This is a genomic window from Ruegeria sp. N10 (genome assembly GCF_056531545.1).
Genome location: NZ_JBQFLY010000001.1, coordinates 435,510 through 459,697, shown reverse-complemented (window position 1 = coordinate 459,697; position 24,188 = coordinate 435,510). Strand labels below are relative to the sequence as shown.

The 24,188-nt window shown below is 57.4% G+C and carries 23 protein-coding genes and 3 tRNA genes; 17 read left to right on the top strand and 9 right to left on the bottom strand.

Annotated elements, in window-relative coordinates; genetic code table 11:
• Positions 1–24 precede the first annotated feature (24 nt).
• Entirely contained in the window at positions 25–1,452 is a 1,428-nt protein-coding gene (locus ACR0JI_RS02310; RefSeq protein ID WP_480493094.1) for a divergent polysaccharide deacetylase family protein, read from the bottom strand.
• A gap of 199 nt (positions 1,453–1,651) precedes the next feature.
• Between ACR0JI_RS02310 and ACR0JI_RS02305 the strand changes: the two genes are divergently transcribed.
• The 6 genes from ACR0JI_RS02305 to lexA all read left to right on the top strand — a co-directional run bounded on the left by ACR0JI_RS02305 (position 1,652) and on the right by lexA (position 6,477).
• The gene (locus ACR0JI_RS02305) at positions 1,652–2,233 is read left to right on the top strand and encodes an anthranilate synthase component II (protein WP_480472961.1); all 582 of its coding nucleotides are present in this window, start codon (positions 1,652–1,654) and stop codon (positions 2,231–2,233) included.
• Entirely contained in the window at positions 2,230–3,249 is a 1,020-nt protein-coding gene (gene trpD / locus ACR0JI_RS02300; RefSeq protein WP_480493093.1) for an anthranilate phosphoribosyltransferase, read from the top strand. Before ACR0JI_RS02305 ends, trpD begins: the two co-directional genes overlap by 4 nt.
• On the top strand, positions 3,246–4,058 hold the full coding sequence (gene trpC, locus ACR0JI_RS02295; RefSeq protein WP_480493092.1) for an indole-3-glycerol phosphate synthase TrpC: 813 nt from the start codon (positions 3,246–3,248) through the stop codon (positions 4,056–4,058). The genes trpD and trpC overlap by 4 nt, the downstream gene beginning before the upstream one ends.
• Complete coding sequence (gene moaC / locus ACR0JI_RS02290) at positions 4,058–4,531, top strand: cyclic pyranopterin monophosphate synthase MoaC (protein WP_480493091.1); 474 nt, start codon at positions 4,058–4,060, stop codon at positions 4,529–4,531. The genes trpC and moaC overlap by 1 nt, the downstream gene beginning before the upstream one ends.
• Positions 4,528–5,700 (top strand): molybdopterin molybdotransferase MoeA, encoded by a 1,173-nt coding sequence (locus ACR0JI_RS02285; RefSeq protein WP_480472968.1) that lies wholly within the window; start codon positions 4,528–4,530, stop codon positions 5,698–5,700. The genes moaC and ACR0JI_RS02285 overlap by 4 nt, the downstream gene beginning before the upstream one ends.
• A 78-nt stretch (positions 5,701–5,778) precedes the next feature.
• Positions 5,779–6,477, top strand: a complete 699-nt coding sequence (gene lexA / locus ACR0JI_RS02280; RefSeq protein ID WP_480493090.1) for a transcriptional repressor LexA — start codon at positions 5,779–5,781, stop codon at positions 6,475–6,477.
• On the opposite strand, the gene ACR0JI_RS02275 is transcribed toward lexA, so the two are convergent.
• Complete coding sequence (locus tag ACR0JI_RS02275) at positions 6,471–8,519, bottom strand: ComEC/Rec2 family competence protein (RefSeq protein ID WP_480472972.1); 2,049 nt, start codon at positions 8,517–8,519, stop codon at positions 6,471–6,473. The two genes, lexA and ACR0JI_RS02275, sit on opposite strands and share 7 nt — an antisense overlap.
• A gap of 78 nt (positions 8,520–8,597) precedes the next feature.
• On the opposite strand from ACR0JI_RS02275, the gene gltX reads away from it, so the two are divergent.
• Together gltX and gltA are read left to right on the top strand one after the other, a co-directional pair.
• Positions 8,598–9,998: a glutamate--tRNA ligase gene (gene gltX / locus ACR0JI_RS02270; protein WP_480472974.1), complete on the top strand. Its 1,401-nt coding sequence runs from the start codon at positions 8,598–8,600 to the stop codon at positions 9,996–9,998.
• Positions 9,999–10,119: 121 nt separating this feature from the next.
• The gene (gltA, locus tag ACR0JI_RS02265) at positions 10,120–11,415 is read left to right on the top strand and encodes a citrate synthase (protein ID WP_480472976.1); all 1,296 of its coding nucleotides are present in this window, start codon (positions 10,120–10,122) and stop codon (positions 11,413–11,415) included.
• A 93-nt stretch (positions 11,416–11,508) separates the two neighbouring features.
• Here the strand turns inward: gltA and ACR0JI_RS02260 are convergent, their stop codons facing one another.
• Entirely contained in the window at positions 11,509–12,576 is a 1,068-nt protein-coding gene (locus ACR0JI_RS02260; protein ID WP_480493089.1) for a PA0069 family radical SAM protein, read from the bottom strand.
• A 270-nt stretch (positions 12,577–12,846) separates the two neighbouring features.
• On the opposite strand from ACR0JI_RS02260, the gene ACR0JI_RS02255 reads away from it, so the two are divergent.
• The 4 genes from ACR0JI_RS02255 to ACR0JI_RS02240 all read left to right on the top strand — a co-directional run bounded on the left by ACR0JI_RS02255 (position 12,847) and on the right by ACR0JI_RS02240 (position 15,466).
• Positions 12,847–13,545, top strand: coding sequence for a corrinoid protein (locus ACR0JI_RS02255; RefSeq protein WP_209503809.1), 699 nt, complete (start codon positions 12,847–12,849; stop codon positions 13,543–13,545).
• A 145-nt stretch (positions 13,546–13,690) separates the two neighbouring features.
• Entirely contained in the window at positions 13,691–14,260 is a 570-nt protein-coding gene (locus ACR0JI_RS02250) for a hypothetical protein (RefSeq protein ID WP_480493088.1), read from the top strand.
• Positions 14,220–14,729 (top strand): Hint domain-containing protein, encoded by a 510-nt coding sequence (locus ACR0JI_RS02245; protein ID WP_480493087.1) that lies wholly within the window; start codon positions 14,220–14,222, stop codon positions 14,727–14,729. Before ACR0JI_RS02250 ends, ACR0JI_RS02245 begins: the two co-directional genes overlap by 41 nt.
• 77 nt (positions 14,730–14,806) lie before the next feature.
• Positions 14,807–15,466, top strand: coding sequence for a DUF1638 domain-containing protein (locus ACR0JI_RS02240; protein ID WP_480493086.1), 660 nt, complete (start codon positions 14,807–14,809; stop codon positions 15,464–15,466).
• A gap of 2 nt (positions 15,467–15,468) precedes the next feature.
• On the opposite strand, the gene ACR0JI_RS02235 is transcribed toward ACR0JI_RS02240, so the two are convergent.
• Positions 15,469–15,879 (bottom strand): SufE family protein, encoded by a 411-nt coding sequence (locus tag ACR0JI_RS02235; protein WP_480472984.1) that lies wholly within the window; start codon positions 15,877–15,879, stop codon positions 15,469–15,471.
• 138 nt (positions 15,880–16,017) lie between these two features.
• On the opposite strand from ACR0JI_RS02235, the gene ACR0JI_RS02230 reads away from it, so the two are divergent.
• Positions 16,018–16,548, top strand: a complete 531-nt coding sequence (locus tag ACR0JI_RS02230) for a hypothetical protein (protein WP_480493085.1) — start codon at positions 16,018–16,020, stop codon at positions 16,546–16,548.
• Between the two features lie 6 nt (positions 16,549–16,554).
• Here ACR0JI_RS02230 and rnd read toward each other — a convergent pair whose 3' ends face one another.
• The 3 genes from rnd to purM form a co-directional block, all read right to left on the bottom strand.
• A complete protein-coding gene (gene rnd, locus ACR0JI_RS02225) occupies positions 16,555–17,712 on the bottom strand; it encodes a ribonuclease D (protein WP_480472988.1) in 1,158 nt (385 codons plus the stop codon).
• A gap of 114 nt (positions 17,713–17,826) precedes the next feature.
• A complete protein-coding gene (gene purN, locus ACR0JI_RS02220; RefSeq protein ID WP_480472990.1) occupies positions 17,827–18,423 on the bottom strand; it encodes a phosphoribosylglycinamide formyltransferase in 597 nt (198 codons plus the stop codon).
• Positions 18,420–19,466: a phosphoribosylformylglycinamidine cyclo-ligase gene (gene purM / locus ACR0JI_RS02215; protein ID WP_480493084.1), complete on the bottom strand. Its 1,047-nt coding sequence runs from the start codon at positions 19,464–19,466 to the stop codon at positions 18,420–18,422. The genes purN and purM overlap by 4 nt, the downstream gene beginning before the upstream one ends.
• A 107-nt stretch (positions 19,467–19,573) precedes the next feature.
• Here purM and ACR0JI_RS02210 point away from each other — a divergent pair.
• Positions 19,574–19,650 (top strand) — tRNA-Ile (locus ACR0JI_RS02210).
• 262 nt (positions 19,651–19,912) lie between these two features.
• Here the strand turns inward: ACR0JI_RS02210 and ACR0JI_RS02205 are convergent.
• Entirely contained in the window at positions 19,913–21,232 is a 1,320-nt protein-coding gene (locus ACR0JI_RS02205) for an ATP-binding protein (protein WP_480493083.1), read from the bottom strand.
• Between the two features lie 44 nt (positions 21,233–21,276).
• Between ACR0JI_RS02205 and ACR0JI_RS02200 the strand changes: the two genes are divergently transcribed.
• The 3 genes from ACR0JI_RS02200 to ACR0JI_RS02190 all read left to right on the top strand — a co-directional run bounded on the left by ACR0JI_RS02200 (position 21,277) and on the right by ACR0JI_RS02190 (position 22,544).
• Positions 21,277–22,191, top strand: a complete 915-nt coding sequence (locus tag ACR0JI_RS02200; RefSeq protein WP_480493082.1) for an MBL fold metallo-hydrolase — start codon at positions 21,277–21,279, stop codon at positions 22,189–22,191.
• Between the two features lie 75 nt (positions 22,192–22,266).
• Positions 22,267–22,341 (top strand) — tRNA-Asn (locus ACR0JI_RS02195).
• A gap of 128 nt (positions 22,342–22,469) precedes the next feature.
• Positions 22,470–22,544 (top strand) — tRNA-Asn (locus ACR0JI_RS02190).
• Between the two features lie 22 nt (positions 22,545–22,566).
• Here the strand turns inward: ACR0JI_RS02190 and ACR0JI_RS02185 are convergent.
• Positions 22,567–24,186 (bottom strand): long-chain-fatty-acid--CoA ligase, encoded by a 1,620-nt coding sequence (locus tag ACR0JI_RS02185; RefSeq protein WP_480493081.1) that lies wholly within the window; start codon positions 24,184–24,186, stop codon positions 22,567–22,569.
• Positions 24,187–24,188 lie beyond the last annotated feature (2 nt).

Below are 24,188 nucleotides of genomic sequence, written 5' to 3'. Positions count from 1 at the left end.
GAGATCGCCGCCTGTTTCAAACAGTCACTGCACCTGTTTCATCAAGACGGCCGAGATCGGCGCCATCGCCACCCGGTTCCCGCGATCTTCAAGACCCCACAGCAAAAGGGCTGAGATTGTCTCGGGCCGTACCCTCCCCAGCATGACAACGGTTCCTTCCTGACCCGCCCGGAACGCAGCCTGATCAAGGAACCGGCGCATGATTCTGGGATCCTGCCGTGCCCCATCGATATCACGGAACACAACGCTGGACGGAATGCCATTGCGAACCGCAAGCTTCTGGACAGTGTTCAGCCCATTGTCCTGTGTGATCAACCCGCGTCCGGTTCCGGCAGCAATTGCCGCGACCTGATCGGCCAGCTTGCGGTTTCCCTGAATGCCGCTGTTCACGCCTTCCAGAATACCCACTGTTTCAGGCAATGTATCCAGCCACACGGACAGGGAAACTTCGGCATCCTGCGCGCTTGCTGCCTCGGGCAAGTCCGCAAGGGCCAGAACTTCGAACCCAGCCGCGCGGTGCCGTGCCATCTTTTCCGCCGCATCCGGATCAGACGGGTTCACGGCAAAGCTGATCGGGTAAGGGAAATCCTGCAACGCTTCGGCGCCGAATGCGCCTTCGTCATCAATCAGAATGATCGACATCAGCGGCTTAGATTCCGGGTTCTCGAACTTGGCAGCAAAACGTTCAATCGGTTTTTCCGCAGATGGCTGTTCGGAAATCGCCTGTTCTGCAACAGGCTCATCATCGCGTTCCGTCAACGGCAGGATACGTTTTCCGACAATCGAACTGGCACTTTCTTCCTGTTCTCCCCCGATCTGAGGCAGCGCAGCAATACGCGGAAGCTCACGGGGCAAGGTATCTTCATCCCCTTCCACCGCAATCGGACTGCTTTCAAGTGAATTTTCAGTCGTAGTGTCTTTTGTTTGTGGTTCAGCCTCGACCTGTGGCAGCGGATTTGGTTCGGGCTCAAGAACTGCGACCTCGGTTGTGTCAGACTCGGTCGGCGGCGTGGGGGTTTCATCAATTACAACCGGCACGGACTGTTCCTGCTGAACTGCAGGAACCTGGCTGGGCTCGGGCGGCGCAGCGGGGGCTTCAGTCATGACGGACACTTCGGTCGCCACCGTTGCAGCGGGCTCGTTCGGAGCCTCAACCACTTTGCCAACCTTGGGCTGCGGCTCGGATGACGCTTCCAACCCGGACAAATCGGCCAGATCTTCGTTGGCATTATCGGCGGCTTCTGGCGCACGCGGGGCCAGTTCCACCAGATCGGCATCAGAAACATCCTCGGCAAGTTCAGTAGGCGCCTCTGGTGTTTCTGAAATCGTCGGCGCTGGTGCTTCGGTCGCAACAACCGGTGTGTTGACCATCGGCGTGTTGAGCGACACGACCGCACCCAAGATCAAAACAACGATCGCCCCTGCGACCATTCCTCCGAAAAATCCGCCCATATTTCCTGCCTTTCGCCTCTTTTCCCTGCCTCGCCCTGCTCTGCGCCATCTGGTGTGGCGCTCGGTCAATTGGAGGCGTCAGAAACCTTATGTCCTCTTGACGCTGCCGCCCAAGCCTGAGCATGTATGTGCGGACATTATACCGTGGCCCGGGGTTGCATCGCCAGCCCGAAATGCCCAAGCGAAGATAAGTGCCCATATGCTGCTGCTGATCGACAACTACGACTCGTTTACCTACAATTTGGTACATTATTTGGGCGAACTTGGTGCCGAAATGGTCATTCGCCGCAATGATGCGCTGGATGTACAGGAAGCAATGGCCATGAACCCGGCTGGGATCCTGCTAAGTCCCGGCCCCTGCGACCCGGATCAGGCGGGTATCTGTCTGGCTCTGACCGAAGCGGCGGCCGAGACCAAAACACCCCTTTTGGGTGTTTGTCTTGGGCATCAGACCATCGGACAGGCTTTCGGTGGCAAGGTGGTTCGATGCCACGAAATTGTGCACGGCAAGATGGGCATCATGCACCACACCGGAAAAGGCGTCTTTGCTGGCCTTCCATCGCCCTTTGAGGCCACCCGTTACCATTCTCTGGTGGTCGAGCGAGAGACGCTGCCCGACTGTCTTGAGATCACAGCCGAGCTGGAAGACGGCACGATCATGGGACTGCAACACAAGGAACTGCCTATTCACGGTGTTCAGTTCCACCCTGAATCGATTGCTTCCGAGCATGGTCACGCACTTCTCAAGAACTTCCTGCAAGAACTGAAAGTCCCCGCATGAGCGACGCGCTGAAACCGTTGATCGGAGCAGCCGCCGATCGTCCTTTGACCCGCGACGAGGCCGAGACCGCCTTTGGCATCCTGTTCAACGGCGAAGCCACGCCAAGCCAGATCGGCGGGCTGTTGATGGCCATGCGCACGAGGGGGGAAACGGTTGATGAATATGCCGCGGCCGCGGCTGTCATGCGCGCCAAGTGCAATGCCGTGCGGGCCCCCGAAGGGGCGATCGACATCGTTGGCACGGGCGGGGACGGAAAAGGTACTCTGAATATCTCGACCGCGACGGCCTTTGTCGTCGCAGGCGCTGGTGTGACAGTCGCCAAACACGGCAACCGCAACCTAAGTTCTAAATCAGGCGCAGCGGATGCATTGGGTCAAATGGGCATCAACGTCATGGTTGGCCCGCAAGTCGTTGAAAGCGCATTGAAAGATGTCGGGATCGGATTCATGATGGCGCCGATGCATCACCCGGCCATTGCGCATGTTATGCCTTCGCGGCAGGAGCTGGGAACGCGCACGATTTTCAATATCCTTGGCCCACTGACCAACCCTGCCGGTGTCAAACGGCAACTGACTGGCGCCTTTAGCCGCGAGTTGATCCGCCCCATGGCTGAAACACTCGGCTTGCTGGGGTCAGATCGCGCGTGGCTGGTGCATGGATCAGACGGGACAGACGAATTGACGATCACCGGTATCAGCTGGGTCGCCGCTTTAGAAGATGACGTGATCAAAGAGGTCGAGCTGCACCCCGAGGATGCTGGCCTGCCTGTGCACCCTTTCGAAGACATCCTCGGCGGAACCCCTGAAGAAAATGCCATCGCATTTCGTGCGCTGCTGGACGGCGCTCGGTCAGCGTATCGTGACGCCGTGTTGCTGAACTCTGCCGCCGCATTGGTTGTCGCCGATGCTGCAAGTGATCTGCGCGAAGGCGTGGCCATGGCCGCCGACAGCATCGACAGCGGTGAAGCCAAAAACAAAATCACGGCCTTGGCCGCCAAGACTCAGGAGGCCGCATGACCGAAACCGTTCTGGACAAGATCAAAGCCTACAAACTGGAAGAAATCGCAGCAGACAAGGCTCAGAAGTCCTTGGAAACGCTAGAAAGTGAAGCACGCGCAGCTTCGGAAACCCGCGGGTTTGCCGCAGCTCTTCAAGCTGCGTCCCGGCAAGGTTACGGCCTGATTGCCGAGGTCAAGAAAGCCAGCCCCTCCAAGGGTTTGATCCGGCCAGATTTTGATCCGCCTGCCTTGGCCAAGGCCTATGAAGAAGGCGGTGCTACGTGTTTGTCCGTGCTCACCGACACGCCGAGCTTTCAGGGTGCCAAGGAATATCTAACACAAGCGCGTAACGCGACATCTCTGCCCGCTTTGCGTAAGGATTTCATGTATGACCCTTATCAGGTGGTCGAGGCACGTGCTTTGGAAGCCGACTGTATTCTGATCATCATGGCATCCGTCAGCGATGATCAGGCAGCCGAGTTGGAACAAACCGCTTTCGATTGGGAGATGGACGTTCTGATTGAGGTTCACGACCAAGCCGAGCTTGAACGCGCAGCCCAACTGAAAAGTCCTTTGATCGGCATAAACAACCGCAATCTCAAGACCTTCGAAACCACTCTTGATACGACTCGGCGCTTGTCCAAACTGGTACCGGCAGACCGTACTATCGTGTGCGAAAGCGGGTTGGGTACGCCAGAAGATTTGCGGGATATTGCGCGCTATGGCGCCCGGTGCTTTTTGATCGGCGAAAGCCTGATGCGCCAGGACGATGTCGAAGCGGCCACCCGCCACATCCTGTCCAATCCGCTTATCCCCGGAGTGATGTGATGCCGCTGACCCATTTCGATGCTCAAGGTCAGGCGCATATGGTCGACGTCTCGGGCAAAGAGGTCACAGATCGTTTAGCCGTGGCTGTGGGTCACGTTAAGATGGCACCGGAAACCTATGAAATCATTTCAGAACAAGGCGCCGCTAAGGGCGATGTTTTGGGCGTTGCCCGCCTGGCCGGCATCATGGGTGCAAAAAAGACGCCGGATCTGATCCCGCTCTGCCATCCTTTGCCAGTAACTAAGGTTGCCGTTGAACTGACCCTCGACCCGGATCTGCCGGGAGTTCAGATCGAAGCAACGGTCAAAACGTCAGGTCAAACCGGAGTTGAGATGGAGGCCCTGACCGCCGTTTCCACCGCGGCCTTGACTGTGTACGACATGACCAAAGCCGTCGACAAAGCGATGGAAATTGGCGGCATTCATTTAAGTCTTAAAGACGGCGGAAAATCAGGACGTTACGAGGCGAAATGATTACCGTCGAAGAAGCGCGCGCCCTGCTGTTCGATCTTGTCGGCCCTCTACCTTCGGAACAGGTTCCCCTGGCCCAGTCTGCGGGACGTGTTCTGTCGCACGAGGTTGTGGCAGCGCGCGACCAGCCGCCATTTGCGGCATCTTCGATGGATGGCTATGCCGTCAAAGCCGACGAAGTCGAGCTTCATGCCATGTTCAAAGTGGTGGGCGAATCCGCTGCGGGTCGTCGTTTCGACGGCTCGGTGGGCCCCGGTCAGGCCGTGCGTATCTTTACCGGCGCTCCGGTTCCCGAGGGCGCGGATTTCGTTGTGATTCAGGAAGATACCGACCGGCGTGGCGATCTGATCACGATCACAGACGACCCCGGCCCCAAAACGAACATCCGCCCTGCCGGTGTGGATTTTATGACAGGCACTCCCATCACGGCACCGCGTTTGATCCGCGCCGAAGACATTGCACTGATGGCTGCGATGAATGTCGCGCGGGTCCCGGTTTCTCGAAAACCCGTCATTGCCCTGATCTCGACCGGCGACGAACTTGTCATGCCCGGCGAAGAACCGGGACCGGACCAGATTATCGCGTCAAACACGTTTGGACTGCGGGCATTGCTTGAGGGGCTCGGTGCTGTGGTTCGTGTCCTTCCGATTGCACGGGATACGGTCTCATCACTTGAAACGGCTTTTCACCTGGCACGAGGGGCCGATCTCGTCGTGACGATTGGCGGTGCGTCGGTTGGGGACTACGACCTTGTGTCTGACGTTTCGCAGGGGCTGGGGATGGATCGGTCTTTCTACAAGATCCGAATGCGCCCCGGAAAACCTCTGATGGCTGGTCGCATGGGTGACACCGCGATGGTCGGGCTTCCGGGGAACCCGGTCAGCGCGATGGTCTGTGGCTATCTGTTCCTTGCCCCGATGGTGCGGCGGATGCTGGGGCTGGAAATGGTTCTGCCACCCTTTCACTCTGCCCGGTTGACCGAACCACTGTCACAAAACGGCCCGCGCGAGCATTACATGCGTGCGGTTCTAAGCGAAACGGGTATCCAGGCCTGTGCAGATCAGGACAGCTCTCTGCTCAGCGTTCTGGCGCAGGCAAACGCCCTTTTGGTCCGTCCCCCGAACGACCCCGCCCGCAAGGCCGGGGAAACGGTTCGATACCTGCCGATCTGAGCTTCGCCCAAATTCATTGACACAAAACGTGAACATGCGTAGAACAAAAGAAAACGCATGAGCGACGAGGTGTGAGCAATGCTGACCAAGAAGCAATTGGATTTGTTGAAATTCATCCAAAAACGCGTGCAGGCGGACGGTGTTCCGCCCAGTTTCGATGAAATGAAGGCCGCGCTTGACCTGCGGTCGAAATCCGGCATCCACAGGCTGATCACTGCGCTGGAGGAACGCGGCTTTATCCGTCGCCTCGCGCATCGTGCCCGCGCGATTGAAATTGTGAAACTTCCTGAAAGCCTTGGCGGTGAACCAACTGCCGGATTTTCACCCCGCGTGATCAAAGGTGACCGGCCCAAAGGCCCCCGCCCGGCCAATATTGAACCGGTTGCGGTGGACGCGTTGGAATTGCCGGTGATGGGCCGGATCGCGGCGGGTGTCCCTATTGAAGCGATCAGTCACGTGTCACATCACGTGGCGGTCCCCGGCCCCATGGTTTCCGGGAAAGGCCAGCACTATGCGCTTGAGGTTCGCGGTGACTCGATGATCGACGCGGGCATCAATGACGGTGATGTGGTTGTCATCCGCGAAACCGCGACTGCTGATAACGGAGATATCGTGGTTGCACTGGTAGAAGATCAGGAAGCGACGCTGAAACGCTTTTTCCGCCGCGGCAACGCTATTGCTCTCGAAGCGGCCAACCCGGCTTATGAGACGCGCGTTCTACCTGAAGAAAAGGTCAAGGTTCAGGGTCGCCTAGTCGGTCTGATCCGAACCTATTGATCCGGATTCAAACGACGGTCCCCGACGGGCTTCGGGGACCAGAGCCTGTGACCTGTCAGTTCCGCGCTTGAAGTCAACTTTCCGTCCGACAATGACAGGCTGCCGGTTTCGGTCAGGTGATCCGGATCGAAGACGGCGCACGCTCCCTCAAGGGTCAGCGCAACTGTCGAAACAATGATCTGGTTGTTCTTGCATTCGTCGAACGCGTGCGCGGCCTTTTTGCCCGAGATATGGATGATTTCCATATCCTGATATGGGTACCGCTGAACGGTGCTGCTGTCCGGCCATCTGCCTGCTGCCGCGATCTGATCGGCACCGTCACCGTCATTCTCAAGCCAGACGCTGGCAACAAACCCGCTGCCTTTGCTTCTGCTCAAAGCCCGGCCCTGAGCGGTCATCACGCCGACTAACCCCCCGTTTTCTGCGATCAGAACATCTGGCCTGTGGCCCGAGTTCCAAAGCAGAAATGACAGAACGACGGGCCCGACACCGTACCAACGCGCGCGCCCTTGCCACAAGGCCAGCCACAAAGCACCAACAGCAACAAGTGGCAATACATACCAGGGCGGGCTAACTACGAAACCCTGAGCACCGTCCAGGTGCGACACCCAGTTTGACACCCCCAAGATCCAATGCAGCGCCCAGCCCATAACGGTCAGCGGAAAAGCCTCCAATCCAAATGGGGCGGCCAGTGCGGCGACAACCGCCGCAGGCACAACTAATAAGCCCATGACGGGTACGGACAGAAGGTTCGCCAGCAATCCATAGTGAGACATCGTATTGAAATGCGCAGCGCCAATTGGGGCCGTGGCAAGCCCGGCTATCGCCGAGGACATCACCACACCAGCAATCGGTTTCAACCAATTCGGGCCGGGTAACGGACCCACCTGTTGCAATGCGCCGAAGACGGCAACCAGGGCTGTCGTTGCCGCAAAGGACATCTGAAACCCCGGACTCAGCAGCGACTCGGGCCAAAGAACCAGAACGATCAGCGCAGCAACGGAAACCGCACGCAACGAGATCGCGCGCCTGTCGATCAACACGGCCCCCAGCATGACACTGACCATGACATAGGCGCGTTCGGTTGCGATATTCCCGCCGGACAACAGCAAATAAATCGTCGCCGCGATCAGCGCGAGCACAGCCGCAACTTTTCGGACAGGTAACCGCAGCGCCACGAAGGGGATCAGTGACAAACCAATACGGCAGGCCACGAAAACAAAACCCGTCAGTAACCCCATGTGAAGCCCGGAAATGGCAAGCAAATGCGCCAGGTTCGACGCGCGCAGGGACAAGAGCGTCTCCTGCCCCATACCACTGCGATCACCTGTGGTGACGGCAGCGGCAAACCCACCGATTTCTCCGGGCAGGATTTGTTTCACTCGCTGCGATATGGCCATTCGGATTGCGGTAATTCGAACACCGCCAATACCGTCCTTGACTGGCGCAATCGTCAATACAGGAACGCGGGTATACCCGACCGCACCCAGCTCCTGAAACCAGGCATGGCGACGAAAATCGAACCCGCCAGGTTCAACCGGGCCCTGCGGCGGCGAAAGATGCGCTGTGGTCATGATCCGTTGCCCAGGCGCAAAAGGGTCTGTTGCGCCATGAACAGAAAGACGGATGCGTTGCGGCCTGCGCTCCTGCGGTACGTCCCCTACGCGCACCTGATCGAGCGTCAACCGCAACGCATCCGAGGCAGACCGATCCATGGCGACGACCCTCCCCTCGACAGGGCCATAGTACCGCCAGGACAGAACCGGTTCTGCCACCATATGGGCGCGAGTGCCCGCCAGTATGACACCGACCGCAATCAGCGCCCCCCCGGTCGCTAACGCTCCCATCCCCGGTGGCAGCCGGCGGCTCAGGACGACAAGAGCCAGGAACAAGCAAGAAAGACCAGCGTATACCGGCCAGCCAGGCTCGCTCCGGGCACCGAAATAGAGACCGATCCCCGTTGCCAGCATGACTGGCGTCCACGGAAACAGGTACCCTGTCTGGTGCAGCAGCGCGGCCTCGACCCGTGCAAGAACACGCATGGTTGCCCCCGTCCTTCGGGCTCGTTAGACAGGCGTCAAACTATGCCAGATACGGTTACCAAAAGGTTAATCCTCAACATGTCCGAACAGGTCGTCACACGTTTTGCCCCCTCGCCCACAGGTTTTCTGCACATCGGTGGCGCACGCACCGCATTGTTCAATTGGCTTTATGCCCGCGGACGTGGTGGAAAGTTCCTGCTGCGGATCGAAGATACCGACCGGGAGCGCTCGACCCCCGAGGCAACCACCGCGATCCTTCAGGGTATGGAATGGCTGGGACTGGATCATGATGGCGATGTAATCAGCCAGTTCGAAGGAGCTGCCCGGCATGCCGAAGTCGCGCACCAGCTTCTGGCCGAGGGAAAGGCATATAAATGCTTCTCGACGCAGGACGAAATTGCCGCCTTTCGGGAACAGGCGCGGGCCGAGGGCAAGTCGACCCTGTTCCGCAGCCCCTGGCGTGACGCTGATCCTTCGGCTCTTCCCGAACTGCCATTTGTCATTCGCATCAAGGCTCCGCAGGACGGTACAACAGTGATCCGCGATCAGGTTCAGGGCGACGTGACCATTCGCAACGACCAACTGGACGACATGGTTCTGCTGCGTTCCGACGGGACACCGGTCTACATGCTGGCAGTGGTGGTCGACGATCATGATATGGGTGTTACCCATGTCATTCGCGGCGATGACCACCTCAATAACGCGGCGCGCCAGATGATGATCTATGAGGCAATGGGCTGGGATGTTCCGGTCTGGGCCCATATTCCGCTGATCCACGGGCCAGACGGTAAGAAATTGTCCAAACGCCATGGCGCGCTTGGCGCGCAGGAGTATCAGGCCATGGGCTATCCTGCCGCCGGGATGCGCAACTATCTGGCCCGTCTGGGCTGGAGCCATGGTGACGATGAATTCTTTACTGATGCACAGGCAAAGGAGTGGTTTGATCTGAACGGCATCGGCAAAAGCCCTGCCCGGTTTGATCTGAAAAAACTGGAAAACCTGTGTGGTCAACACATCGCCATTTCTGAGGATGCTGCGTTGCGGCATGAAATCGGAGCCTACCTGGCCGCAGCTGCTTTACCACCCCTGACAGATTCACAATCGAGTGATTTGGAACGTGCGATGTATTGCCTCAAGGATCGGGCGCGGACTTTTCCTGAACTCCTTGAAAAGGCTCACTTTGCCTTGACGGAACGCCCAATCGTTCCCGACGAGAAAGCCGCAAAGGCGCTGGCATCTGTATCCGACGGTATACTGGAAGAATTGACGCCGCAGTTGCAAAATGCTAGCTGGTCTCGAGACGAACTGGAGGAGACCCTGAATTCCTTTGCCGAGTCAAAGGAGCTCACGTTCGGCAAGCTGGCTGGCCCACTCAGGGCCGCCTTGGCTGGTCGGGCCGTCACGCCTTCGGTTTTTGACATGATGCTTGTGCTGGGACGGGATGAAACCCTGGCGCGGCTTTCAGAAGCAGCGAAATAACCCGAATTTCATAAACGGGTAACGCTGCTCCGCTAACACCCGGACTGCGCGAAAGCGCGCAGTCGTTGCCCGCACTGCCCGAGGTTTCTTTGGCATGCGTATGAATGAAGAAGGGATAACCATGACAGACAGCAACAAAACAGCCACTCTGACCGTTCACGGCAAAGAGTATGAGTTGCCGGTTCATACCCCGACCGCCGGTCCGGATGTCATTGATATTCGGAAGCTTTACGGTCAGGCAGGGGTATTCACCTATGATCCCGGTTTCACTTCAACCGCAAGCTGTGACAGCACAATAACCTTTATCGATGGTGAAAAAGGCGAGTTGCTGCACCGTGGCTACCCGATCGACCAACTGGCAGAGAAATCGCACTTTCTTGAGGTCTGCTATCTGCTGCTCTACGGAGAGCTGCCGGTCGCAAAAGATCTGGAGAAATTCGAAACCACGATCACCCGACACACCATGCTGCATGAGCAGATGCAGTATTTCTACCGTGGTTTCCGCCGCGACGCGCATCCCATGGCCATTATGGTCGGTGTTGTCGGCGCAATGTCGGCCTTCTATCACGATTCGACCGATATCGCGGACCCGCATCAGCGCGAGGTCGCCTCGCATCGCCTGATCGCCAAAATGCCGACAATCGCCGCATGGGCTTATAAATACCACACGGGGCAGCCCTTCGTGTATCCGCGCAATGACTTGGATTATGCGTCGAACTTCCTGCGCATGTGTTTCAGCGTTCCTGCCGAAGAATATGAGGTCAACCCGATCCTCAGCCGCGCGATGGACCGTATCTTAACGCTTCACGCAGACCACGAGCAGAATGCGTCAACGTCCACCGTGCGTCTGGCGTCGTCATCGGGCGCAAATCCGTTTGCATGCATCGCCGCTGGTATTGCCTGCTTGTGGGGGCCGTCCCATGGTGGCGCCAACCAGGCATGTCTGGAAATGTTGGAAGAGATCGGCACCGTAGATCGCATTCCCGAATTCATCGCCCGTGCCAAAGACAAGAACGACCCGTTCCGCCTGATGGGCTTTGGCCACCGCGTGTACAAAAACTTTGACCCACGCGCAAAGGTGATGAAACAGTCGGCCGACGAGGTTCTGGATCTGCTGGGCATTGAAGACAACCCTAAACTGCAAGTTGCTAAAGAGCTGGAACGCGAAGCGCTGGAAGACCCGTATTTCGCCGACAAAAAACTGTTCCCGAACGTTGACTTCTATTCGGGTATCATCCTCGAGGCGATGGGTTTCCCGACCTCAATGTTCACACCAATCTTTGCACTTTCGCGGACTGTTGGCTGGGTCAGCCAGTGGAAAGAAATGATTGAAGATCCACAGAACAAGATCGGCCGCCCGCGTCAGCTGTACCTGGGTGAGACGCTGCGCGATTACGTGGACATCGAAAACCGCTGATCCATCAAAGCACGCAATAAATCCAGAAGGCCCCGGTTAAACCGGGGTCTTTTGCTTTCGATACTGAAGCAGCGGACGGTTGGGTATTTGGTTTCAGAACAAGCTCATTTGATCCCCGGGTTGCGGCGGAACTGCAAACAGGCCGCATCTTAACGGAGCGGATTTGATCGAAAGCCCCAGTCTTTTGCAGGTTTTAGCAAACCTCAGGGCGATGAGCTCGGCGTATTCCCCCTCACCCCGCATCCTGTGCCCCCAGCGCGGATCATAGTCGCGCCCGCCATGCATTTCACGCAGCTTGGACATGACCTTTTCTGCACGGGCGGGTTCGTGCTCTGCCAGCCAGTCCTGCCAAAGATGAGAGACTTCGCGGGGCAATCGCAACATGATCCAGCTTGCCGCATCTGCGCCCGCCTCTTTTCCAGCGTCCAACAGGCTCTCCAACTCATGATCTGTCAGCCCAGGCACAATAGGCGAGGTCATCACGCGAACCGGAACGCCCGCATCGGTCAACGCTCTGATCGTCTGCAACCGACGCGCCGGAGACGGTGCGCGAGGCTCCATCCGCCGGGACAGACCTGCATCCAGCGTGGTGAGCGATATACCAACCCGCGCCAATCCCCGGCTGGCCATGTCAGCCAGAATATCCAGATCACGCTCGATCAATGTTCCTTTGGTCACGATTGCGACCGGGTGGTTGAATTCTTGCAAGACCTCAAGGCACGACCTTGTAATCAGGCGGTTTTTTTCGATGGGCTGGTAAGGGTCAGTGTTTGTCCCGATCGCGAGCGTGGCGACCTTGTAGGACTTTGCCGACAGTTCCTTGCGCAGAACGATGCTCATGTTGGGGCGCGCAATAAGGCGGGTTTCGAAATCCAGTCCTGCGGACAAGCCCAGATAGGCATGGCTTGGTCTGGCGAAACAATAGACACAGCCATGCTCACACCCCCGATATGGGTTGATCGAACGATCAAAAGGCAAATCAGGTGAACGGTTATAGGTGATAGCACTGCGCGCCACCTCATCCCGCGTCTCGGTTCGCAAGGGCGGCAAGTCTTCATCGATGTCCCACCCGTCATCAACAGCCTGCGTTGCAAACCGTTCAAACCGCCCGGTCGTATTGGACGTCACCCCCCTTGCTTTGATGATATGCCCGATGCTCACGGCACATATGTTCCCTTTTTGTTCCTATCTCACGATAAGCCTGAAACGAATCCTGTGCAAGCCAGCACCGCGAAGAAACCGGGAAGCATTGATGAAAAATAAACAGGATAATATTGCAGACTTTTCAATCGAGCCGGTGCCATTTTTGGCATATAGGTCGGTCCCGAAACGACCAACGTCGCAATCGTCACAGTCAGAATGCGACGTTTTGGCCAAAACGGAAAAAATGCCACCACGGGCCGATGGCCCGCCCAGCACAGGGAATACCCCATGTCCGACGAAGAAGATATCGTCCTGTCCGAACTGAATGATGACGAACTGGTCGATCAGATGTTCGACGATCTCTATGACGGATTGAAAGAAGAGATCGAAGAAGGCACCAATATCCTGCTGGAACGCGGATGGACGCCGTATGACATCCTGACCAAAGCTCTGGTTGGCGGCATGACCATTGTGGGCCATGACTTCCGCGACGGCATTCTGTTCGTTCCCGAGGTTCTGCTGGCAGCCAACGCGATGAAAGGCGGCATGTCGATCCTCAAGCCGCTGCTGGCCGAAACCGGTGCTCCGCGTGTTGGCAAGATGGTCATCGGCACCGTGAAGGGTGACATCCACGATATCGGCAAGAACCTTGTGTCGATGATGATGGAAGGTGCAGGATTCGAGGTTGTCGATCTGGGAATCAACAACCCGGTCGAGAATTACCTGGAAGCACTGGAAACGGAACAGCCCGACATTTTGGGTATGTCCGCCCTGCTGACCACCACGATGCCCTACATGAAAGTCGTTATCGACACCCTGGTCGAACAGGGCGTGCGCGACGATTATATTGTTCTGGTCGGTGGCGCGCCGCTGAACGAAGAGTTCGGCAAAGCCATCGGTGCAGACGCCTACTGCCGTGACGCTGCGGTTGCAGTGGAAACCGCCAAGGATTTCGTGGGCCGCAAGCACAACCAACTGGCTGGCTAAGACTTTTAAGGTTTTTCTTAAAAGGCCGCCCGTTTCGGGCGGTCTTTTTCGTTTTAGCGCTCCGCCCCTTCATGAGGTGTATAGTTTATCCGTTTGTAAACGAAAGTGCGGTTAAAAACCGAAACGTCCAAGTTTCGGGGGTTCCGTGCCGCAGTCTTTCACAGCCATTTCGTTGGGCAAACTTGCCGATATCGATATCGCCGAGGGCAACAATGTCGCCGAAAACGCCTCTGCCCTGGTTGGGCAAACCTTCGGTCACGCGGACGCGCCGCTGGCGCATAACAGCGTGACGTGGAACGTGGTTGGAAACTCCGGCTCTGCCTATGACATGAACATCATGTCTGCCAATGATCGGTTTTCGATCAACGGCGGCGCGCCGCAAACCTTTGATGTCACATCAGTGTACCACGCCACCGTCATTTTTTTCGACGGCACAAGTGCAAACATTACTGCCGTTGTCGCGCAGGATGTGGATGGCAACACATATTTGGTGCCTGAGTTCTCGGCCAATGCAGATCAAGCCGCTCTGGAAGCGGGGCCTATACATTCGATCACCTTCAACAGCCTTGCTGGCAATCGATATTCAGGCATGGTGTCCAGCCGTGAACACTGGGATCTGGTCCCCTGCTTTACCTCTAGCACGCTGATCAGAACCCGCAAAAGGGGAACGCCCAGTGGAAACGCTGCGCCCCGGAGACTGGGTGGAAACCCTTGATCACGGGTTTCAAACGGTGCGCTGGGTCGGGCTGCGGCGGGTTCAGGCGGTTGGCGCGTTCGCGCCGGTCCTGTTCAAGGCAGGCGCGCTTGGGAACACCCGCGATCTTCTGGTGTCGCAGCAACACAGGATGCTGATCCAGAGCTGGCGCCTGGAACTGCATACCGGCCAAAACGAAGCACTGGCCCCCGCCAAACACCTGATCAACGGACATGACATCATCCTCGAACCCGGCGGGGTCGTAACCTACATTCACATTCTGTTTGATCAGCATGAGCTGCTCTGGTCGGAAGGCTGCCTGAGCGAGAGCTTTCATCCCGGTGCCCAAAGCTGGAACGCCCTTGAACAGTCAGCCCGACAAGAGATCCTGTCCTTGTTCCCCGAGATATCAAAGCAAGGTACTGTCGCCTACGGCCCGCCCGCTTGGCCTCTGTTATCGGCATTCGAAACACGAACGTCGGCAGCCTGACACGAGATGTCGGAAGAAGGCTTGCCTGCAAGCTGTTTTCATTCTCTTGTGCCATGAGCCCATAAGGATGCCGATCCATGCCAAGCGATACGTTACCAGATGATGCAAGCCTGACGACCAAAGGCTATGACGGCGTGGAAAACGCAAGCATCCTGCTGATCGCCTGTGGGGCGCTTGCGCGCGAAATTCTGGATATCAAAACGCGCAACGGCTGGGATCACATGGCGCTGACCTGCCTGCCTGCAATCCTGCATGTTCACCCGGAACGGATCACCCAAGCAGTTGAAGACAGCGTGGCCAAACACCGCGACAGGTTCGAAAAAATCTATGTGGTTTACGCCGATTGCGGAACCGGAGGTCTGCTGCAATCCGCTTGCGATAAACTGGGCGTCGAGATGATAAAAGGCCCTCATTGCTATTCGTTCTTCGAAGGCAATCAGGCCTTTCAGGAACGCGGCGAGGACGAAACAACTGCCTTCTACCTGACTGATTTTCTGGCCCGCCAGTTCGACGCATTTGTCTGGAAACCACTGGGTCTGGATCGCCACCCGGAACTGCGGGACATGTATTTCGGCAATTACACCAGGCTGATCTATCAGGCCCAGATCGACGATCCGAAACTGACCGAACGCGCACGGGAATGCGCGGATCGCATGGGATTGGCGTTCGAACGGCGTTTCACCGGCTACGGTGATCTGGAAACCACTTTGTCAGACTGGGCAAACCGCCCCGAGTGACCTCAGGCGTTTTCCTGCGCGACCTGGCGGATGCGTTCGATCATGGCCCGCAATCCATTGGACCGCTGCGCTGACAGATGATCGTTCAAGCCCAGTCGGGCCAGTTCTGCCGCCGCATCGACCTGCGGCACCTCGGTCACCGGCAGTCCGTTGTATAGGGACCGAAGCACGGCGATCAGCCCGCGAACGATCAGCGCATCACTGTCGCCATCAAATTTGAACACACCTGCTTCGATCATCGGATGCAGCCAGACCTGACTGGCACAGCCGTGAACCTTTGTCGCCGGAACTTTCAACGCGTCATCCAAAGGCTCCATCGCCTTGCCCTGTTCGATGACATGGCGATACCGGTCTTCCCAGTCTTCGAGAAACTCGAAATCCTCGACAATGTCTTCAAAGGCAGGCGTGGCCATGGCGCAGTGATCCTTTCGTTGAAATCACAATGTGACCTATGCCGACGACCACCTGCTGTCCAGCCCCAGCTGTGGCTTTTCAACGCGAAGAAATTACGCTAACCCATTGTCTGAATTCGTGTGAAAAGCAGTGGGTCCATGCAAAAGTCTCTGTCCGTTCTTATCATCGCCATGCTGACCCTGACTGCCTGCGGCAGCTGGCGCGACTCGCGGGTGAATCCGTCAAACTGGTTTGGCTCCAGCCGGTCTGTGAAGTCTGAAACGCCGTTGGACCCAAATGCCGCCGATGCTTTGGTTCCCAAGACAAGAGAGGGAAGAGGCCTGTTTTCGCGCCCAGACGCCGAAGATACCAGCATTCCAATCGCCAAAATCGATGAGCTGCGGATCGAGCCAATTCCGTCGGGCGCGATCATCTATTCCTCTGGCACCGCGCTTCGGCAGGGTGCCTATAACGCACGCTTGGTTACGGTTAATTCAGAAGAAAACAAAGAAAAGGGAATTCTGGAGTTTGTATTCCGCGTGAATTACCCCAGCACAGAGACCCCGCAAGGATCTGAACGAACAAGAATGGTGTCGGATGCCATTAATGTCTCGACCCAGGATCTTGAAGGCATTCGTCTGATCCGTGTTGTCGGGCAACAGAATACTTTGGAATCGCGGCGGCGGTAATCGCCGCTAAAGCGAGACGACCTTGACCGCCTGCCCTTTGGCCGCCAGCGCGATTTTCCCCTCGCACAGCTTTAGTGCGTCTTCCCCAAAGACCTCGTAACGCCATCCCGACATCGCGGGCAGTTCTCGTTCGCCAGCGGCAATCTGGTCCAATTCGGAACTTGTTGCGATCAGCTTGGCCGCAACGCCTGAGCTTTCAGTTTTGGATTTCAGCAGAACCCGAAGCAAGTCGGCCAAAGCCGGGTTGACCTTCAGGTTATCCCGGGAATTGTCGATCTTCGGCAGATTTTCCTGCGGACATTTTGTGCCCTTCGTCACCGCAGCAAGAATACCTTCGGCAATCGGGCCTTTGCGCGCCTCGCGCAGCAAAAGGCGTGATCCACCGAGATCGGCGATTGTCTTGGGCTTGGTCGACGCCAGTTCGATCAAAGCATCATCCTTGAACACCCGGTTGCGCGGCACGTTATGTTCCTGCGCATACCTTTCGCGGAACTGCGCCAGCTCGCGTACAACAGCCAGGAACTTGGCCGAATTCGTTCGCGTTTTGACCCGCTTCCAGGCCTCCTCGGGACGAATGTCATACGTGGCAGGCTGCGTCAGCGTACGCAGCTCTTCAGCCACCCAGTGGCTGCGCATCGTCTTCTTGAGTTCCGCGGAAAGATATTCGTAGATCCTGCGAAGATGCGTCACATCCGCCAGTGCATATGTTTTCTGCGCCTCTGTCAAAGGGCGGCGGGACCAATCGGTGAACCGCGAAGTCTTGTCGACGCCCTGTTTGCAGATCTTCCGCACCAGCGTCTCATAGCCGACCTGCTCACCAAACCCGCAGACCATCGCGGCGACCTGTGTGTCAAACAACGGGTTGGGGAACACACCGGCCTCGACCCAGAATATCTCAAGATCCTGACGCGCGGCGTGGAACACCTTGACCACGTTCTCGTTTCGGAAAAGCTCATACAGCGGTTCGAGAGACAGGCCATCAACCAGCGGATCAACCAGAACCGCGCTGTCTTCATCATCAGAGGGAAGCGCCAGTTGCACGAGGCACAGTTTCGAATAATAGGTCCGCTCGCGCAGAAACTCGGTATCGACTGTGATATATGGATAGCTTGCGGCCGCCTTGCAGAAATCGGCCAGTTCTTGCGTCGTCGTCAGAGTTTTCATGCGCCGTACTAGTTTTGCTCTTGCTCTTGTGAGTGCCCGTAAATTCCCTCGCCCCCAAGCGATACCGACGACCATAGGACGATTTTCAGGCGAGTGTAAATCACCCTCGGAACCTCACGGCATGAGAACGGGTGACCTGTTGCCTTCGGCAAAGCGGCGCAGCACCGCTGGATAAAGTTCATGTTCCCGGATCAGAACTTTTGAAGCCAGAGTTTCCGGGGTATCCGCTGGTTCGATACCCACACGCGCCTGACCCAGAATCGGGCCATCATCCAGCGCCGCTGTCACCTCATGGACCGAGCAGCCATGTTCCGTATCGCCCGTTTCAATTGCGCGGGCGTGGGTGTGTAACCCCTTGTATTTGGGCAGCAATGAAGGGTGAATGTTTAACATTCGCCCCTGAAAGCGGGTTACGAAATCCGCGGTCAGGACCCGCATGAACCCGGCCAGGCAGACAATATCCGGCCGCGCGTTTTCCAAGGGTTTAAGCAACTCAGCCTCAAAGGCTGCGCGATTGCCCTTGAATGGCCGGTGATCGACCACTGCGGTCGGAATGCCACGGTCCGCAGCTTTTTTCAGCCCGCCCGCCTGCGCATCGTTGGACAGGACCAAACAGGGCCGCGCCGGATGATCACCGGTCATGCTGTCGACAAGCGACACCATGTTGGACCCGCCGCCCGAAATCAGGATCGCGACGCGCTTGTGGCTCACAGCAGTTTGCCCGAATAGGCAACTCCGGGCGTTTCGGTGACAGTACCAATCTGCGCCACCGTCTCGCCAGCCTCGGCCAGCAAGGTCGAAAGCTGATCGGCCTTATCCGGGTCGCACACCATGATCAGACCTATGCCACAGTTGAAGGTCTTGAGCATCTCAGCTTCCGCGATACCACCAGTCTGCGCCATCCAGTTGAAAACAGACGGCAATTGCCAACTGCCCAGATCAATCTGGGCCCCCAACCCATCCGGCAATACGCGCGGCAGGTTCTCGGTCAGACCGCCACCGGTGATATGGGCCAGCGCGTGAACGCCACCTTCGCGGATCGCGGACAGGGCCGGTTTGACATAAAGGCGCGTCGGCGTAAGCAGCACCTCGCCCAATGAACCTTCACCAAAGGGGCACGGTGCATCCCAGCCCAGACCAGACAGTTCGACGAGTTTACGTACCAGTGAATACCCGTTGGAATGCACTCCGTTCGACGCCAGACCAAGCAGCACATCCCCCGCCTGGACCCCAAAAGGCAGGTCAGCGCCGCGTTCCATTGCCCCGACCGAGAACCCGGCCAGATCAAAATCGCCATCAGGGTACATGCCGGGCATCTCGGCAGTTTCGCCACCAATCAGAGCACAGCCGGATTGCGCACACCCTTCGGCAATTCCTTCAATGATCCGCGCGGCCGTGTCTGTGTCCAACTTGCCTGTCGCGAAATAGTCGAGAAAGAACAAGGGCTCGGCCCCCTGACAGATCAGGTCATTGACACACATGGCCACCAGATCGATGCCAACCCCGTCCACGACGCCGGTGTCGATCGCAATTCGCAGTTTTGTACCAACCCCGTCCGTGGCACCAACCAGAATGGGATCCTGGTACCCGGCAGCTTTCAGGTCGAACAGTGCGCCGAAACCGCCCAGACCGCTCATCACGCCGGGGCGGTTGGTTCGCTTTGCTGCGGGTTTGATCCGGTCAACCAGAGCATTGCCCGCGTCAATATCCACGCCTGCATCGGCATAGGTGATTCCGTTCTTGCCCGCTGTCATGGCCAGTTCCTTTTGAATGCTTTGCGGGCGGGTTATTCGATTGTGGCGTTTGTTGCAACGGTCAGGCTTGACGCGGCTGTTCACCGTGATACGCAATGCGCCTAGGCGGGCCTGTAGCTCAATTGGTTAGAGCAGAGCGCTCATAACGCTTTGGTTGGGGGTTCGAGTCCCTCCGGGCCTACCAAATCACCGCCACTTGCCTTGAACACCCCGCACATCTCACTGGTTTTGTTTGCATTTTTGACAACAAGCATTCATCCTGTCCCGTGCAACCTGTCCAAACGCGGTTCGAATTCAAAGGCATTGGTCCAGTTCGCAGATTTCCAGTATCGATCAAAGCGTCCTTGGGTGACAGGTCTTGCTGAAATGCTCCAAAGTCTTGTCGCGGGAATCCAGACGCACAAATAATCAAATTGGCGCAGGTTTGAACCGGTAAAGGTGTCAGTTTACCGGCCAATAATGATATCCGCGCACAAACCGCCCAAGCGTTCACTTTTGGCCAGTCTCAGGGTGCCACCATGGGCCCTTGCAACATCCGCCACGATTGCCAAACCCAAACCCACGCCACTGCCCTGATTCTGGTTGCGCGCAGGGTCGAGCCGCGTAAAGGGTTTGACGGCCTCTGTGCGCTGCTCTGCGGGAATTCCGGGGCCATCATCTTCGACACGGATGCGCAGCGACTTGGAATTCAGCGACAGGCTGACCTCAGCCCGGCTGCCGTAGCGCACGGCATTTCCGATCAGGTTTTCAACGGCCCGCCGAACGGCCATTGGGCGCAGCATTGCCGTTCCCTGCCCCTCGACAGCGACCAGTTCGGCCGGATGCCCGGCTCGTGTCGCGTCATCTACAATCTGTCGAACAAACTCAGCCGGATTGATTTCCTCAGGCGATCCTTCGGACGCCCCGCGCGAGAATTCGAGGAATGCATCAACCAAGGACTGCATTTCCGCCACGTCCTGTAACAAAGGTCGTGCCTCGTCCTCGGGCAGCATGGCCAGTCCAAGCTTCAGGCGCGTCAGAGGTGTGCGCAGATCATGGCTGACGCCGGACAACATCAGCGTCCGTTGTTCGATCTGACGTTCGATCCGTGACCGCATATCCAGAAACGCATTCCCCGCCGCGCGTACCTCGATGGCACCGCCCGGGGAGTACGGTACGCTCCGCCCTCGTCCAAACGCCTGCGCCGCATCGGCCAGCCGTGTGATGGGACGCAACTGGTTTCGCATGTACAGAAATGAAATCGAGGTCATGATGATCGCGAAAAACAGCATCGTCACGATCAACTGATGCGGCGCCGCTGGCGACAATCTGCGCCGGTCGAAGGTCAGTTCCAGCACCCCCAGATGCGTTTCCAGATACAAACGCGCTTCGCGGCTGCTTGGCAACGCAACAGTACTCAGCTCTGGCAGCCTTGCACGAAGTTCGGCCTCGACCTGAGGTGCTATGAAGTCGTACCACCGTGGACGGTCAGTTTTGGGAGTTTCGTTGGGAGGCAGAAATCGGGCCTGCATTTCCAGCGCCAGAAGATCCGGGCGCACTTCGGCCAATGCCTGTTGCTGCGTCTCGGCCCCGTCCATCATGGTGGTGATCAGCATCACTTCCCTTGAGGCTGCGCGCGTCATCTGGTCAGTGACATCTTCCAGATGCTTTTGAAGAAAGGCAACTCCTACAACCAGCAGCAACGCGATCACAGGAAGAACCAGAATCAGCGCTGCCCGGGCATACAGGCTGCGTGGCATATAAGGTTTGAGCCAGTGCGTCGACATGCGCTAAACCTAGCGGGCTGCCCGGACAAGAGAAAGAGCACAGAATGCAGGCACCTGACGATTTCAATCCACCCGCTGGTGTTGCGACAGAATTGCAACCGGGTCTGCGGCGCATTCTGGCCCCCAACCCGTCACCGATGACCTATCGCGGCACCAACACCTATCTGCTAGGCGATCGCGACATTGCCGTCATTGATCCCGGCCCCGCATGCGAAGAGCATTTGAACGCGATCCTGAATGAACTGCAACCTGGTCAGAGAATCAGCCACATAGTCGTCACGCACGCCCATCTGGATCACTCACCCTTGGCGGCACCCCTAGCCGCCCGAACGGGGGCTGCGATCTACGCGTTTGGTGGCCCCGAAGCCGGTCGCAGCGCAGTTATGACGACCCTTGCAGCGCGTGGATTGGCTGGAGGTGGCGAAGGCATCGACACCGCGTTTCGCCCGGATGTCGAGGTTGCGGATGGTGAGGTCATCTTGGGCGATGACTGGCAGCTTGAGGTTATTCACACTCCGGGGCATCTGGGAAACCACATTGCCCTGGCATGGCAGGATACCTGTTTCACCGCCGACCATGTGATGGGATGGGCCAGTTCGCTGGTGTCGCCACCGGACGGAGACCTGACTGATTTCATGACAGCCTGCCACCGCCTGCGCGCGCGCGACTGGTCGGTTTTTCACGCGGGCCACGGTGCGCCAATTTCAGACCCTGCCGCGCGATTGGACTGGCTGATCCGACACAGGCAAAACCGCGAAGCTCAGATTCTGACTGCCTTGGGGGATGCAGACGGAACGGCGCGGCAATTGGCCAAGCGTATCTACACCGACACACCCGCAACCCTGCTGCCAGCCGCAGAGCGGAACGTTTTTGCCCACCTCGTTGATCTGACTGGAAAAAAACAAGTGTCACCACACGGCGAACTATCTGCCACCGCAACTTTTCGCAGAGATCCTTGACGCCCGAAAAAAAATTTAAGTTCGCGTGCTTAACCTCTGGACGCCGGGAATCCGGATTGCTATACGCCCCTCAGTTCCGGCGTAGCTCAGCGGTAGAGCAGTTGACTGTTAATCAATTGGTCGTAGGTTCGATCCCTACCGCCGGAGCCAAAATTTCCCAATATTCAATCTTTTTCAGGGTTAGAAACCACATCGGTATTCTGAGGCTTTTTCGTTGAAAAAAATGATGACCGCCCTCTGGACGCCGGATACTCCGGTTGCTATACGGCGCGGACCGTTCCGGCGTAGCTCAGCGGTAGAGCAGTTGACTGTTAATCAATTGGTCGTAGGTTCGATCCCTACCGCCGGAGCCAATTCACCCCGCCAGATCGCGTCTCACCCCCCAAGGGCATCCTTGAAATCCGCACGCAGGTTGCGTTTCAGCACCTTTCCGGTTGCGTTCAGCGGCAGCGCGTCAACAAAGACAACCTTGTCCGGAATCTGCCATTTGGCGATTTTCCCTTCGAAGAAGTCCAGAAGCTCCCCTTCGCTTGGATTCTCACCCTCGGCCCTTACAGCGACAAGCAACGGCCGTTCGTCCCATTTCGGGTGCGGAACACCGACTACGGCTGCGGTTGCCAGTTTCGGGTGCGCAACAGCGATGTTTTCAAGTTCGACCGAGCTGATCCACTCCCCTCCGGACTTGATGATGTCCTTGGATCGATCCCGGATGGTCATGTAACCATCGGCGTCCAGCGTTGCGACATCGCCTGTGGCGAACCAACCGTCTTGCAACAGATCCTGATCCTGCATCAGGAAATAGCTGTCCAGTACCCAATGCCCTCGCACCATCAGATCGCCCTGCGTTTCACCGTCATGTGGCAGATCTTTGCCGTCATCATCCACGATTTTCAGTTCAACCCCGAAAGGAGGCCGGCCCTGACTCAGACGGATAAGGTGTTGTTCTTCAAGCGGCAGCACCAGATGTTTGGCCAATGGGTAGTTGGCCGTACCAAGTGGGCTCATCTCGCTCATTCCCCACGCATGTACCGTATCTACGTCATATTTATTCCGGAAAGTCTCCATCATCGAAGGTGGGCAAGCGGCACCTCCAATCACGGTCCGTTTGAGGCTTTTCAAACTCGTCCCGCATTTGGCCGCATGCGCCAACAGTCCCTGCCAGATGGTTGGCACCCCCATGGCCAGCGTCACGCCATAGGTGTCGATCAGATTGACCAGCGCCTCGCCATGCAAATCCGGGCCGGGTAAAACCAGTCGCGATCCGGACATGGCGCAGGCATAAGGCGAGCCCCATGCATTAACGTGGAACATAGGAACGACGGGCATCACGACATCCATCGCCGAAAAGCCGATCACGTCGCGCGTATTCGACGCGAAACTGTGCAGGACCGTCGATCTGTGGGAATAAAGAACCCCCTTGGGATGGCCGGTTGTACCCGACGTGTAACACAGCCCTGACGCGGTGTTTTCATCCAGCTCAGGCCAATCAAAGGCCGCGTCACCGGTTTCGATCAGCTCGTCATAAAATTTCAGGTCGGGTATCTTTGCTGCAGCGTCATCATTGCGAGGGCCCATCAGAACAAAATGGCGAACATCCGTCAGCGCACCGTGCAAAGCGGCAACCAGCGGGACGAAGGTTGCATCAAAGAACAACACCCGATCCTGAGCATGGTTGATGATATACGTCAGTTGTTCAGGAAAAAGCCTCGGATTGACCGTGTGACAGACATATCCCGCACCCGAGGTGGCATAATAGATCTCCAGATGGCGACGATTATTCCAGGCCAGCGTCCCGACCCTGTCCTGCGGCTCCAGACCCAGCTGCGTCAGGGCCGACGCCAAACGCCGGGCGTTCACGGCTATCTCGGACCAATTGGTTTCGGTCACAGTTCCATCCGTTTCGACCGAGATGATCTCAGTCTGACCGTGGTAGCGCTGTGCGTGATCAATCAGCGACGAAATCAGCAAAGGCTGCGTCATCATCTGTCCCAGCATGG

Excerpts from the sequence above, each read along its gene's own strand:
- ACR0JI_RS02310 (WP_480493094.1), bottom strand. The coding sequence starts at position 1,452 with ATGGGCGGATTTTTCGGAGGAATGGTCGCAGGGGCGATCGTTGTTTTG.
- ACR0JI_RS02305 (WP_480472961.1), top strand. The coding sequence starts at position 1,652 with ATGCTGCTGCTGATCGACAACTACGACTCGTTTACCTACAATTTGGTA.
- trpD (WP_480493093.1), top strand. The coding sequence starts at position 2,230 with ATGAGCGACGCGCTGAAACCGTTGATCGGAGCAGCCGCCGATCGTCCT.
- trpC (WP_480493092.1), top strand. The coding sequence starts at position 3,246 with ATGACCGAAACCGTTCTGGACAAGATCAAAGCCTACAAACTGGAAGAA.
- moaC (WP_480493091.1), top strand. The coding sequence starts at position 4,058 with ATGCCGCTGACCCATTTCGATGCTCAAGGTCAGGCGCATATGGTCGAC.
- ACR0JI_RS02285 (WP_480472968.1), top strand. The coding sequence starts at position 4,528 with ATGATTACCGTCGAAGAAGCGCGCGCCCTGCTGTTCGATCTTGTCGGC.
- lexA (WP_480493090.1), top strand. The coding sequence starts at position 5,779 with ATGCTGACCAAGAAGCAATTGGATTTGTTGAAATTCATCCAAAAACGC.
- ACR0JI_RS02275 (WP_480472972.1), bottom strand. The coding sequence starts at position 8,519 with ATGCGTGTTCTTGCACGGGTCGAGGCCGCGCTGCTGCACCAGACAGGG.
- gltX (WP_480472974.1), top strand. The coding sequence starts at position 8,598 with ATGTCCGAACAGGTCGTCACACGTTTTGCCCCCTCGCCCACAGGTTTT.
- gltA (WP_480472976.1), top strand. The coding sequence starts at position 10,120 with ATGACAGACAGCAACAAAACAGCCACTCTGACCGTTCACGGCAAAGAG.
- ACR0JI_RS02255 (WP_209503809.1), top strand. The coding sequence starts at position 12,847 with ATGTCCGACGAAGAAGATATCGTCCTGTCCGAACTGAATGATGACGAA.
- ACR0JI_RS02240 (WP_480493086.1), top strand. The coding sequence starts at position 14,807 with ATGCCAAGCGATACGTTACCAGATGATGCAAGCCTGACGACCAAAGGC.
- ACR0JI_RS02235 (WP_480472984.1), bottom strand. The coding sequence starts at position 15,879 with ATGGCCACGCCTGCCTTTGAAGACATTGTCGAGGATTTCGAGTTTCTC.
- ACR0JI_RS02230 (WP_480493085.1), top strand. The coding sequence starts at position 16,018 with ATGCAAAAGTCTCTGTCCGTTCTTATCATCGCCATGCTGACCCTGACT.
- rnd (WP_480472988.1), bottom strand. The coding sequence starts at position 17,712 with ATGAAAACTCTGACGACGACGCAAGAACTGGCCGATTTCTGCAAGGCG.
- purM (WP_480493084.1), bottom strand. The coding sequence starts at position 19,466 with ATGACAGCGGGCAAGAACGGAATCACCTATGCCGATGCAGGCGTGGAT.
- ACR0JI_RS02205 (WP_480493083.1), bottom strand. The coding sequence starts at position 21,232 with ATGTCGACGCACTGGCTCAAACCTTATATGCCACGCAGCCTGTATGCC.
- ACR0JI_RS02200 (WP_480493082.1), top strand. The coding sequence starts at position 21,277 with ATGCAGGCACCTGACGATTTCAATCCACCCGCTGGTGTTGCGACAGAA.
- ACR0JI_RS02185 (WP_480493081.1), bottom strand. The coding sequence starts at position 24,186 with ATGCTGGGACAGATGATGACGCAGCCTTTGCTGATTTCGTCGCTGATT.